Annotated in this window: 9 protein-coding genes; 5 read left to right on the top strand and 4 right to left on the bottom strand. The window is 68.4% G+C overall.

Annotation, left to right across the window (positions count from 1 at the left end; all coding sequences use genetic code 11):
- Window positions 1–1,378: 1,378 nt before the first annotated feature.
- Both ABT070_RS43060 and ABT070_RS43055 read right to left on the bottom strand, forming a co-directional pair.
- Complete coding sequence (locus ABT070_RS43060) at window positions 1,379–2,434, bottom strand: hypothetical protein (RefSeq protein ID WP_351768451.1); 1,056 nt, start codon at window positions 2,432–2,434, stop codon at window positions 1,379–1,381.
- 874 nt (window positions 2,435–3,308) lie between these two features.
- Window positions 3,309–5,192: a DNA/RNA helicase domain-containing protein gene (locus tag ABT070_RS43055; protein WP_351768450.1), complete on the bottom strand. Its 1,884-nt coding sequence runs from the start codon at window positions 5,190–5,192 to the stop codon at window positions 3,309–3,311.
- Window positions 5,193–5,280: 88 nt separating this feature from the next.
- Here ABT070_RS43055 and ABT070_RS43050 point away from each other — a divergent pair, with 88 nt between their 5' ends.
- The 5 genes from ABT070_RS43050 to ABT070_RS43030 all read left to right on the top strand — a co-directional run bounded on the left by ABT070_RS43050 (window position 5,281) and on the right by ABT070_RS43030 (window position 10,389).
- Window positions 5,281–5,637, top strand: a complete 357-nt coding sequence (locus tag ABT070_RS43050) for a nucleotide pyrophosphohydrolase (RefSeq protein ID WP_351768449.1) — start codon at window positions 5,281–5,283, stop codon at window positions 5,635–5,637.
- A complete protein-coding gene (locus ABT070_RS43045) occupies window positions 5,634–6,638 on the top strand; it encodes a hypothetical protein (protein WP_351768448.1) in 1,005 nt (334 codons plus the stop codon). The genes ABT070_RS43050 and ABT070_RS43045 overlap by 4 nt, the downstream gene beginning before the upstream one ends.
- Window positions 6,639–7,279: 641 nt before the next feature.
- A complete protein-coding gene (locus ABT070_RS43040) occupies window positions 7,280–8,197 on the top strand; it encodes a replication-relaxation family protein (RefSeq protein WP_351768447.1) in 918 nt (305 codons plus the stop codon).
- A gap of 147 nt (window positions 8,198–8,344) precedes the next feature.
- Window positions 8,345–8,971 carry a hypothetical protein gene (locus ABT070_RS43035; protein WP_351768446.1) on the top strand — a complete coding sequence of 209 codons (627 nt, stop codon included), beginning with the start codon at window positions 8,345–8,347 and terminating at the stop codon, window positions 8,969–8,971.
- A gap of 638 nt (window positions 8,972–9,609) precedes the next feature.
- Window positions 9,610–10,389 carry a hypothetical protein gene (locus ABT070_RS43030; RefSeq protein ID WP_351768445.1) on the top strand — a complete coding sequence of 260 codons (780 nt, stop codon included), beginning with the start codon at window positions 9,610–9,612 and terminating at the stop codon, window positions 10,387–10,389.
- A gap of 612 nt (window positions 10,390–11,001) precedes the next feature.
- On the opposite strand, the gene ABT070_RS43025 is transcribed toward ABT070_RS43030, so the two are convergent.
- Together ABT070_RS43025 and ABT070_RS43020 are read right to left on the bottom strand one after the other, a co-directional pair.
- The gene (locus ABT070_RS43025) at window positions 11,002–11,562 is read right to left on the bottom strand and encodes a DinB/UmuC family translesion DNA polymerase (RefSeq protein WP_351768444.1); all 561 of its coding nucleotides are present in this window, start codon (window positions 11,560–11,562) and stop codon (window positions 11,002–11,004) included.
- A gap of 332 nt (window positions 11,563–11,894) precedes the next feature.
- Window positions 11,895–12,119 (bottom strand): LexA family protein, encoded by a 225-nt coding sequence (locus ABT070_RS43020; protein WP_351768443.1) that lies wholly within the window; start codon window positions 12,117–12,119, stop codon window positions 11,895–11,897.
- Window positions 12,120–12,434: the final 315 nt, after the last annotated feature.

Here is a 12,434-nt window from a genome sequence, read left to right as displayed (position 1 = left end):
CCTACCTTGCCAGCATGAGCACCCCAAAGACGATCTACACCCAATCCGAAGCCCGTCGGCTACGCGCCGCGCCTTGTATCTACTGCGGCACGATGAGCCGCGTCGACCGTCGCCCGCTGCCGGAGATGAGCGACAGCGTGGACCCAGAGGTATCCGTCCTTTGGTACTGCCCTGACATCCTCTGCAACGGGCACGGAGGGTTCTCGTTCGAGAGCCAGTAAAACGCGCGACGCCTCCCCGGAAGGGAGGCGCGGCAACGGGATCTACCCCCGCGGACGCGGGGACGACTTCGTCGAGTCGCGCCAGTACTCGTAGGTCCGCGAGCTACCCCCGCGGACGCGGGGGTGCTCCGACCAGATCTCCCGCTTTCACCTCTCCAGGTTTGTCCTCCCTGCCGACGCGGGGGTCCCGAGGTGCTGACACGGCTGGCGTTGAAGTGGAAGCACGCAGGAGGTCAGGAACAAGCCGAACGGCTGACTCAGAAGGCTGCCGACGCTGCATGCCGCGCTGGCGATTCTTCCACCATGCTCATCCTGGTCGCGATGGCAGCAGACGACCCGGAACAAGCTGATCGGCTCACCCGCCAGGCTGTCGACGCCGGGATCCCCAGCGATGCAGACGATGTACGGCACCTTTGGCCGCACGGTCTCGACCCCGACGGAACTCCATCAGAACCTTGGTGACATCGCACGTCGCGACCGCCCGCCCATCCTGGTCACGGGCCTACGGCGGCGCCACCGGATGGCCAGCCCGCGAGCACGGCTGCGATCGGTCCAGGTCGGTGGCGCCGATGGCAGCGCGGGACCGGTTGCGTGCCCAGCGCTTGAGGTCGACAACACGGCAGTGCGCTGCCGGGAACGAGCCCGTACAGGGGATTTCCTGCATGCGGACTCCGTCAGGTACGACGCGGCCCGCATCCGGGTGCTTGAGGGGGCGGAAGCCGTTCAGAAGCGCCCGGGGTGTGCGTCGGCTCGACCGGCGAACGCGGGCCTGCACCAGTTGGTGTGAGGTCGCAGGCCGGGCGGTGAACGAGGTCCTGGCGGCCGAGGGGCCGCACCGCTCGCACGACACCGGCGCGGGAGGGGGTTGGCGCGCAGCTCCTCTAGGCGCTGGCTGAATCATCTGACGCACGTCGAATTTCAGCCGCTGGCATCGTGCAGGAAGGCAGGGGCCGCCCCCGGGGCCGCACTGCGCCACCAAGCCCCAACCATCGCAGGTCACAGCCTTACACAGACATTGCAGAGGCGTACTGAACCTCACGAGAAATGCCGTCGACGTACGCATGCGGGTAACAGCCTTGCGGCTCAGGTGCCGGGTACGTCCCGGCCCTCCGGGAGGGGGCACCATGCTCCGTCGACGCGGGGCTCGCCAAGCAGGGTCAGCACCAACGGGTGCCGGGGCAGTTCCAGCCGTCTCCATCGCCCCCGCCTCCGCCGGACGAGCTTGCGGAGCTGTCCGGGAAGCCGTCGGGGAACGTGCTGTTGCGATCGCGGTCGCCGGGGAAGGGATCGCGGTAGTCGGGATCGCCGTCGTCGTCTCGGTCGGGCAGGTCTGCCCGGTCTTCCGTGCTTTCGCCAGGCTCCGGGCAGCCGTTGTCCGGGTGCGTCAACTCAAGGGTCACCCATGTGTCGATGGTGACATCCGCGCCCTCGACCGGGTCTGTCGCGCATACCCGCCAGTTGTCGTACTTTCCTTCGTCGGGCAGCGTGTCGTTGAGGTAGGCCGTGTCGGCGCGCACATGTTCCGCGGGTACGACGCCGAGGGCCACAACCTCCTTGCGTGCCGCCTTCCAGGTCTTCCAGATCAGCTCCGGCATCGTCGGCCACGGGATGGCACCGCCGTCCGTGCCGGGGCACGGCGCGCCGGTCTGCACGGCACCGAAGTCGATCGTCTTCGTCTCCGAGCCGGTCCAGCCAGTCTTCTGGAAACAGACGGTCCAGTTGGAACGCATCCAGATACTCTTGTCATCGTCGGATGCGTTGTGGTCACTCGCGCCGAACCCTGCGGCTTCGGCCTTGTCCCGAGCCTCGTCCAGGCGCATACCCCGGTAGTCCGCGGCTTCCGGCCGAGGCTTGGGTGTCGGTGACGGGTCGTCTTGAGTTGCGGAGGGCGATGGCGAGTTCAGCGTGCGGGCCGCCGCGCCCTTCCCGTCTTCCCGGGCCACGGCGTCGGCGGCGCCCTCCTCGGGCGGGTCGGGAAGTACCGCACCGAGCAGCGCCACGGCAGCGACGGTGGCGGCCACCTTCGCGCCCTTCTGCCAGAGGCTGTCCTTCCACACCAGGACGATCGCCGCGATCATCGCCGGGAGACCCAGGTACTGGTTGATCAGACCGAGCACGGGGACGGCGAGTACGAAGCCGATGCGGGCCGGTGTGGTCAACCACCAGCGGGTGGCGGGAGACGGAGGTGACGGGAAAGCGGGCGGGTGGTTCATGGGTGGTGTCTTCTCTGAATTCGGAGCAGGTGAGTGACAGGCCCGCCGAGGCCGTTTCCGGACATCTGCCGAGCGTCGGCATCGTACAGACCACGAGATATACCTACACGTCGGGCCAATGGAAGGCCGCCCTGTTCCGTCAAGCGTCCCGCGCCAATGACCGCTCCGCCGCCTGCTTCAGCGCCGCCCAGAACACCTCACGGGCCTCCGAAACCGGCGTGCGACGGCGCCATCAGCGCCGTGATGGCGCCGTCGCACAGTTCCGAGTAAACGTCGTCCAGGTTCAGGTTCGAGCCGCAGGATTTCCGCAGGAAGGTTGGATCACAACGAGCGGCACGCGAACCCCCAGTAGCCGAGCACGTTTGTGATCAAGCATGCCATCCCCCGCCGACAACTCCTCGTGCCAGCACGGCACATGACGGCGCGATGCGCGCGAATCCGCCGTCCTGCGTGCAAAGCGGACGCCACACGGCCCGGCCCGAAGCTCAGGGTCCAGGCCTTTGCAGGCCGTCGTCGTCGGCGTCGACCAAGTCGCTGGCTCAAGGGCTTGGGCGGGGTACGCGCTCCGGCGACCGGTCGGGGCGCGCCGACGCAGGCCTTGGTCGGACTCGGCCGGTCGGCGTCGAGGCGGCGCCGCCGGAGCGTCTGCCCCGGTGAACCCGTAAATTGGGCCAGGCCGCCGCCCGTGTGAACGACGACTGCGCCATGGCAGGCTTTCGGCCGGCCCGAGGTGAGAGGCCCACTTCTGCGGCCCTGAGGGCCCGGGTCGATCTCCTCGGCGCGGTCGTCATCGCTTTCGGGGACTTCGTCGTGGTGCTGATCGGACGGGCAACGCGCATTCTCTGTTGAGACGCTCGCGGCAAAAAGGCCACGCCTATGCGTCGTGCAGCGATGTCAGGGTGTGGAGATAGTCCTGCGTTGTGGCGTCCGTTGAGTAAAGGCGCGTGCCTCGGGTGCCCCTGGTGGCCAGCACTCGGTAGGTGTTCAGTGCGTAGCGCAGGTAGCGGTGGGACGGAAGGTGGCGCAGCAGGGGGTCGTGGCTTTCCTCGGGGCGGGCGATCCACTGCTCGCCTCTGCGGACGAGGTCCCCTCCCATGATCACGGCGTTGTAGGCGTATTCCATGCCCTGGGCGGTATAGATGCAGCCGACCTGGTCGTGGCCGCCGGAGTCGGTGGCCCAGAAGGGGCGGGCCGGCACGCCGGGGTGGTCGAATGCGGGCTCGTCGGCGCGGGAGTTCCACGGGCGTGCCCAGGTGCGGGGCCCTTGCGGGCTGTCCCAGGTGATTGCTACTTCCGGCAGGAGGGGTGGAGTCGGTGGGGAGTCCCATGGCCAGCAGAAGCCGGCGGTGACCCGCGCGGTCCGGCCGGCGCGGATGTGTTGGTGGATCCAGTGCTGGAGCTGTTCGGGGTCTGGTGCGGCTGCCAGGTCGTAGTCGCTGCCCTCCCAGGCCGGCGCGGTGCCCTCGGGCCGGAAGAGGTGGTCGATCCATTGCTGGTAGGCGCGTGAGCCGTTGCAGCGGAACTGGCTGGCGAGGTCGATGTGGGCGAATGAGAATCCGGCGTGCTGTGCGTGCTGTTGGAGCTGGTGGAGTGTGAGGCCTTCGGTCGGCCGCACGATCTGTCGCTCGTCGAGGAACAGCACGGTGACGGCGGCTCGCTCGAGAAGTTTGCCCAGGATCAGGGGGAACGTGCCCTGCTGGTGATCGGGGTAGGTGCGGGCGCGGTGAGCCTCGTCCAGGAGGACCACGCTGTCGCCGGTGAGGTGGGCGGGGATTTTGTCGAGGAAGGTGGCGATGAGGCCTCGGAAGTCTTCGCCGACCGTTCTGCGCAGTTGTCGCGTGAGCGTCCCGGACGGGGACAGCAGGCGTGGATTGCCGTGGGGTTGTCTGCACAGGTCGCCCAGCAGTCGGCAGGCGATGACGGATTTGCCGGTGCCTGGTCCCCCGGTCACGACGATGATGCTCTTTGTTCCCCGCTCGCGTGCCGTATCCACCGCGTGCAGGACCTCCTGCCGGGCCAGGTCCTGGTCGCCGATGAGGGTGAAGGCGTCGCGGCCTTCGATGACTTCGCCTGCCCGCTCCAAGAGCGCGGCTGAGGGGCGGTGTTCGGCGTGGAGGAAGCGTTCGATGTCGTCGCGGCCGGTGGGGCTCAGGTCAGCGCAGCGAAGCCGCTGGGCCAAGTCGTGTGGGGAGGGTTGCGGGGTGAGATCGTCGCGCCCCAGTATCGGGTAGGCGGCTGCCGGTCCGCGTGCGGCTGGTGCGCGGAGGGCGGCGACCAGGTCGGCGGGAGCGTCGTGGAGTACTACGGTGCCGCGGGCGGTCAGGGGGAAGTCGGCGCGGCTGACCCATTGTTGTAGGTAGTGCACGTAGCCGCCGACCTGGCGGGCGGGGTGTTGCACGACGCGTTCTGCGATGCGGACCATTCCGGGTCGGGCGGGGCTGAGTTGGGCTCGGGTCCACTGTTTTAGCTCGATCGCGACGGCGCACAGGCTCCCGTCGGCGTTCTTGCCGAGGAGGAGGGCGTCGATGCGCTCTCCCGTGGCGGGCAGCGAGTACTCCAGCAGCAGGTGCAGGTCGTTCAGCCCGGCAGAACGAAGGATCGCGACGAGGGCGGGCCAGCTGCGGCGCCAACTGTGCACCTCCTGCGTGCTGGGTGCCGCCCCGAACACCTTCGTGAAGCGTCGTTCGGCTGCGGCGATGAAGGCCGCATCGCCCATGTCTCGGGCTGCTTCGGCCACCGTGCCCCCGTAGAGATGCATACGCGATCTATATCAACCCCAACTGACAGGCAGTTCGGCGGCGTTACCAAGGAGGGTGGTGTCGGTGCCGTCTGGTACAGCTGGTGGTATGACACTGATGTCCCTGCAGCGGGCACTGGCCCATTTCGCTGCCGAGCGCGAGTGGGAACAGTTCCACACACCGAAGAATCTGGTGATGGCGCTGGCCGGTGAGAGCGGGGAGCTGGTGGAGATTTTCCAGTGGTTGACACCGGAGCAGTCCGACCGGGTGATGCAGGACGACGGGCGTGCTGTGCAGGTGCGCGAGGAAATGGCGGATGTTCTGGCCTACTTGCTCAGGCTCGCGGACGTGTTGGACGTCGACCTCGAGCAGGCTCTGGCTGAGAAGATCGAGAAGAATCACCGCAAGTACCCGGTGCATTTGGTCCGGGGTAAGGCCGACAAGTACACACAGTTGGGGGGATGATCCACGTCATGCGGATCGTGATGCAGCCGGCCCGCCGGTCGGAGAAGGACGTCGACCAGCACTACCAGGACACCATCGTCAAACCCGTGGTCTTCGACGACCACGCGGACATCCTCGACACATCGACCATCGACGAGCTCAAGCAGCTCTTCCCCGACGGACAGGCCCAGATGTGGGGCGTCGTGCCGGGCAAGAAGAACGTCAACGTCTCCCGGATCAACAAGATGCGCCCTGGCAGCTGGGTGTTCTTCAGCGGCGACAAGCGCGTCTACTTCGGCGGCACCATCGCCCTGATGTGGCACAACAAGGAACTGGCCACGCGGCTGTGGGGCACCGACCACGCCGGCAGTACCTGGGAGTACATGTACGCCCTCTCCGGCACCCGCGGCTTCGACATTGCCGTCGAGGAGATCCGCACCCTGCTCGGCTGGAACCCTAACCGCAACATCATGGGCATCTCCGTCCTGAGCGAGAAGGAGAGCGAAACACTCCAGACCCTGCTGACGCTCGATCCTGCCACGGCGGCCCTGGAACCGGTCGACACGGCCGAAGAGGAGGCCGCTGTGGCGGCCTTCGACGGGGACCTGGAGCGCACGGTCCAGCGCGCCCAGCGCGGCGAGCAGGCAGCGCTGAAGCGGCGCCTGCTGCAGGGCTCGACGGGCCAGTGTGCCCTGTGCGGACGTACCCTGCCGAGCTCCTTCCTGATCGCGGCGCACATCAAGAAGCGCGCGATGTGCAGCGACGACGAAAAACGAGACCTGTCCAACATCGCCATGCTGGCCTGCACGCTTGGATGCGACGCGGTGTACGAGCACGGTTACGTCGCCGTCACGCCTGAAGGCGGCGTCCAGGTAAGCCCGCTTGCCGTCGAGATACCCGAGGTCGAGGCGTACATCCAGGAGAAGTTGGCGGGGCGCAGCGTCAGCTGGTGGACGCCGGGCCGGGAGACGTACTACCTGTGGCACCGCACGCACACGTTCAAAGCCGCACCGCCGCTGTGACGCGCAGCCCCTCACGCCTGTTCGCCGTGGACCACCCGAGCCGGGCAGAGCCCTTGTGGCTGCGACGGGCTCGGCCGAGCCCGCAACGCTTTGCCAGCGGCTGAGGATCACGGCGCACAGACGGGAACCGCCGTATCCCAGCAGACGGCGGGGGCTTGTAGCCGCAGGGGCGCGATAGCCCGGCGGAATCGGCTGCTCGGGTCCGCGGGCCTGTCTGTGATCTGCTCGGGCCGTGGTGGGGACCTGCGGGGGCGGGTTGCGCGGAGGCCACCGCCGACGCACATCACTCACTCAAGCCGTACCACTCCCCCGGCCGCTCACCGCCCCGCCCGTTCCCTCTTCCCTTTTTCCTTCCTGGGTTGGGTGTTGGGGTGTGCAGAGGGGGATGTCGGGGTCCCGACCACACTGAAAACGTCGTGGTGACCTGCGGTGATGCACGCGCAAGGCCACAGGTCACGTGCCGCTGAGAGCGGGGTTGTCGGCGGGGACATCGGCCCGGTCGGGGGCGGCGTTGTCGCACTGTGACCGTGGTCGGGCCCTGGTGGTCGGTGGTGTGGTCGGGGCCGGCTGGTGCGCTCAGTCGCATACGCGGTGCCGCATCAGGGCGGCACCGCACCGTGTGCGTGCGGGAGTTGCCGACGATGACGATGACAAGAGCGAGGGCGGATGTGGATGCCGGGGGCGGGGACCGGCTGGCGTTGGCGGTGCTGGTGCAGTACCGGATGGCGACCACCGAGCAGATGCATCTGATCACTGCCCCGCGGGTGCGGATCGAGCAGACCAGACGGAGGTTGGCCAAGCTCCGTGCCGAGGGCCTGGTCGACCGGATCACCCTGCCGCAGGCGGGTCGTACCCGGGTGTGGTTCGCCACCGGATACGGGGTGCAGGTTGCCGGGGAGTGGCCGGAGCTCCAGGGTCGGCGGCCGCCGAGGCTGGTGTCGGATCCGGTCGCAGCCCGGCTGCGAGTGAGCCACACCCTGACGGTCACGGAGACGGGGTTGCAGTTCCTGCTGGACGCACGCCGCCGCGGGGAGGTGTGCCAGCCGCTGGACTTCCTCCCGGAAGTCCACCACCCCATCGGGAGCGGAGAAGCGGTCATCCCGGACGCGCTGCTCTACTACCAGCGTGGAAGCCGGAACGGTGGCAGGGGTGACTGGTCGATGCTGCGGGCGTTCCTCGAGGTCGACCGGGCAACCATGGGTCCCGAACGCCTCGCCGCCAAGCTCCGCGCCTACGCCCGCCTCCACCAGTACGCCCCCGTGCCGGTCGGCCGGCGCCGCACGATGGAGGCAGTCCCGGAGGAGTGGCGGCGGCACTACCCGCTCTTCCCGCGTCTGCTGTTCGTCCTGGACGGCACCGGCCCCGCCGGCATCGACAACCGGGTGCGTGCCCTGCACGCGGCTGACGTCGACCTCGCGGTCTCCCTGTTCCTGCGGGAGGTGACGGTGTTGGCCGCACCGATGACCGACCTGCTCCAGCACGGGCCCGCGGCGGCTGTGTGGCACCCCGTACGAGACCCGGAACGCCAGGTCGGCTGGATGGACCAGCTGGTTCCGTAGCTGCTGCGCAGGAGGGCCGGCGGCGGCTGACCGGAAGCGCTGAGCGCCCGGCGGGGGAAAGTCCCACCGGGCCTTCCCCGGTCCTGGCTCGTTGCCCAGCACAGACGACACGTTGAACAGGGTGTCGGGGAGTGCAGGGAGCGGGATATGACGGCAGCGGTCGCGCCGGAGGTCCGGGCCGCGCAGCGGCGGATCGTCAGCACAATCAACGCGTCTGGGCGGCTGAACGCCGACGGGCTGGCCCTGTGGCGGGAGGTCAACTGCGGCGAGTGGAAGGCCACCGCGGCCGATATCAGTCGGGACCTGGACCTGCTCCAGGTCCCGCACGCGATCGTGTCGGCCTTCCGATTTCCGCTCGCCGCCTCTCGCAGCAAGGCCATGAGGGCAGGGGAGGAGGTGCGCATCCTGCGCAAGGACCTGGGCCACCTGGTGCCGTGGATGCCGTCGCTGGAGCAGATCGTCGCCGACACCCCCGAGGACGCCCCGCACTGGGACTTCGTGGTGTTTCAGCCGCGAGCCGAGGGCATGGTTATCGCCGGGCTGGCGCTGTCGGCGGAGTGGCCCGTCTGGTCGAAGAAGCAGGCCCGCGCCGCCCGGCTGGTCTGCGCGGAGTGCGACTACGACCTGCGCGAGTTCAAGGACGAGCCTCGGAAGGGCTTCGACATCCGGCTGCCTGAGCGGCCCAAGGCGCGGCGGCTGGTGTGCGGGCAGTGCTGCAACGATGGCCTGGACGAGATGGAGCGCCTGGCCGCGGTCGCCGGAAAGCCGTCGTGACGACGGTCGAGCCGCGGACGGACAGGGTGTTGGACTCGGAGCTGGTGGGACTGCCTTCTTGACGGTCGGCCGCGCTACTCGCCGCGCCGTTCACCGACCTGCTCCAGCACAGATCCGCCGCAGCTGTGGGCGCCCGTACGGACCCCGCAGCTGGATGGATCACCGCGCCGTAGGTGGTGCGCATCAGGCGATTGCGCATCGCCTCGCGGTCTGCGCAATGCCCTCGACCACAGGCCCGACCACGGTAGGCCGGGACCCGACCACAGGCCCGACCACCGCAGGTCACAGCGTTGCGCATACCGTTGCGCAGACGTGGGGCACGAGTGCCCCGCCACCGCCCCGCCGACTGCGCAAGAGAGCCGGCAGGGCATAGTCGCCACCCACCGCCCCCTATCCTGCGCAGTCGGCGGCAGGGCCGGTCACGCAACCGCCCGACCGCCTGCCCCGTCGACTGCGCAGGCGGTCGGTCGACTACGGAGGGCGGCCCGGCTGCGCAGGACCGCCGCCGGATGCCCTGCTTCGAGGAGGCGTCCTTGAGGAACGGCGCCAGCTCGCCGGGGATGCGCAGGGCCAAGGTGACGATAGGTAGCCGGGACCCGCTCCTTCCGGCGCGGCCGGTGGGGGCCACAATCTGCGCTATGTCAGAGACACTCAGGTCGGAGACCTTCTGGACCGCCGTCGGGGCGCTCGGCACCATGCTGGCCCTCTTCGTTGTGGCGTGGCAGTCGGTCCTCACACGCGCTTCGCTGAGGATCACCCGGCAGATGGCAGCAGACTCGATCCGCAGTCGTCTGGACTCCCAGGCTCCGGAGGTCACGCTCGCCCTCGACGATCCGATCTGGGAGCCGCAAGCGTGGAACTCCACGGGGATGCCCTGCGGCAGCTGGCCTCCAGGGCAGACATGGCACTTTCCCGAGCAACAGGACGGTTCCAACCGGCTGGTGCTCCAGCAGATCGCAGTCGTGCAGAACCTCAGTCAGCGGCGGGTGCAGGTTCGGTGCGAGGGCGACCTGGTCGTGGCCGATGACGACAACAGGCCCGTTCGCGCAGGGGTGTTTCTGGTGGATCCGGGCGGCAGAAGCCCTGAGCTCTATCTCCAGCGGGATTTCACCATCAAGCAGCTCGCGGACAACCACGCCGCCCGTGAAAGCGGCCGGGAACTCCCTCACCGGGCAGTCGCCAGCGTGACAGTGGAGGACGACCGCGACAACGGCACCACCGACCGGTGGGACCTGCTGCTGACCGGCTGCCCGGTCGAGCCGGTCGCCAGCCGGGACGCTCTGTGGACCATCGCGCCCTATCACCTCACCGAAGGCCCGGGGCTGCGCACCCTGACCTACAGCCGACTGCCGTCACGTCAGCGCATCCACTGGATCTCGCGCATCGCCGACGCACGAGTGCCCCTGGACGATGCATAGCAGCCCTTGCCTGCGCGCTCCGAACGTTCACGGGTTTCCCCTGCGGTCAAGAACGAGGCCTGACCGCAGGGGCTGGATCAGGCGTTCCTAGTCCTCGTTGGGAGGCTCCTCTCGCCATGCCTTTCGGGCTCGATGCAAAGAACGAAAGACCTCTGGCAGCTGATCAAGGATGCCTTTAACGGCGAAGAGGAGAACCGATACAACGCCTGCTCCGGCGAGGACAGTAAGAACGGCAGCGTCGCCCACCGGTCATGACCCTTCCCTTGTGGATGGTCAAACCGATGCGCACGACAAGTGCAGTTCGACCACCAAGTACGTGGACAGAACTGACTTCCTGCCGACACCAAGAGTTCAGGGCTCGGCTAAGCCCCGAGCTGGCTTACTGCGGTACAGCATGCAGGGCAAGGCCCTGCGGGTTTTACCACCACTCCCCCGGCCGCCCTGTGTCGGGGGCATCACCGGCTTCGCGAAGGCCTTCCTGGCACCCCAGCATTGCGCCGGGCCGCCCAGGGAGCGGACAGTCCGAGCATTGCGCTCGAACTGAGATTGCTCGGAACGTAGCACAACTCCCCCTAGCTGCCAGACCGGTTGGCGTAACACGGGGGCCATGCGCTATGGGAGAGGTGCACTCCGCGCAGCCCTGCCCAAGTAGGACCAAGTGGAACTCTCACGAGGCGCGGCGGAAGACGGCCCCAAGGCCGATAACACGGGGCCGAACCTGTCGCGGACGCGGACAATGACCGCTTCGGCCACCAGCCGGGCCTCCCGGGTGTCGTCGAGGCTGATCTGCTGCGCAACCTGGTCGGCGTCGACAAGGTCCTCCCCTTTCAACGCCAGTGCGGTCAGCCGACCGCGCTGCAGGCCAGCTGCGTCCATCAGCCGGTAGGCCAAGACGCGCAAGCCGTCCTCGTGCGCGGACGGCTCAGCAAGGCGGCGGGTCGCCTCCCACGAGACGCCGTCGGCGAACTTCAACACCAGCGTCAGGCCCCGGGCGGCCTGCCCGCGCCAGCTCAGCAGGTGTCCGAGTCGTACGACGAGGCTGCCGTGACGTGTACCGGCCCGGGCACGCCGTACACAGCGGCCGCAGGCAAGAGCGACTCCCCCACCTGCGGACACACCTACACCCGGACCTCCGTCAACCAGCCCGAGGCTCGCTACCGGGTCACCGCGCATCGACCTGGACCATCGACTGGCAGGCCACCATCGGCGTCGGGATCCTCTTCCCTGCCACGGCTCCAGGATCCTCCCCGGACACCCTGCGCAGGCTCCCGCTGCGCGCAACTCCGGGACGGGGCCAGCACAGGAGCGTCGCGGCGCCCGCGGATCGGCCCCGGCCGCCGCGCCGGGTACGTGTCCGCTCGCCGATGTACGTCATCTGACACACGTACGGCGCACCACCGGAACCTGCTCCTGGCGGTTCGCCGCGAGGGGGCTGCGGGGGCGTCAGGCAGGCGGGGGCTGGCCGGGGCCAAGGGCGCGCCGCTTGCTCCAACAGCCATGCGCGGCTATCGGAGCAAGCGGCAGGTCCGCCAACCACGGCCATCACGCATCAGGGCGCCGCGCGCCTCCAGGTTCTTCAGGTGGTAGACGACGGACGCGGGACTGCTCATCCCGACCTCACGCGCCAGCTCCCGCACCGACAGCGCCTCGCCGCGGTCTTCGATCGCGCGCCGGATGCGAGCGAGGATCTCCTCCTCCCGCAACGTCAGGTGCTCCGGACGCCGGTTCACCGCCGACCCCCTGACGGGCGGCCGCGGCGGCGCAGCTCCGCGCGGGCCGCAGCCGTGACCGGCACGGTTCGAGGCACGGCCAGCACGTCACAGGCGCGGAACCAGGCTGTTTGCAGGCACACCAGGTCGTCGGGGAAGTCGGCACAGTCCATCCCTTAATTAGTTCACGTGTTCGATTTTTTGCCAAGCGGCACCACCTTCTGGAGTGGTTGCGCCGCTAAGACGTCATTTCAGTTGGTGCGATCTTGCGGCATTCTGGGGTAGTGACTGCTGCGCTTGTCGAACGGTTAGCGCCTGAAGATCTGTGGGAGCTGT

Origin of the sequence: Streptomyces sp. NPDC002884 (assembly GCF_040295245.1) — a bacterium.
Taxonomy (GTDB): domain Bacteria; phylum Actinomycetota; class Actinomycetes; order Streptomycetales; family Streptomycetaceae; genus Streptomyces.
The sequence above is the reverse complement of the archived record's forward strand: the minus strand, read 5'-3'. Positions and strand labels throughout refer to the sequence as shown.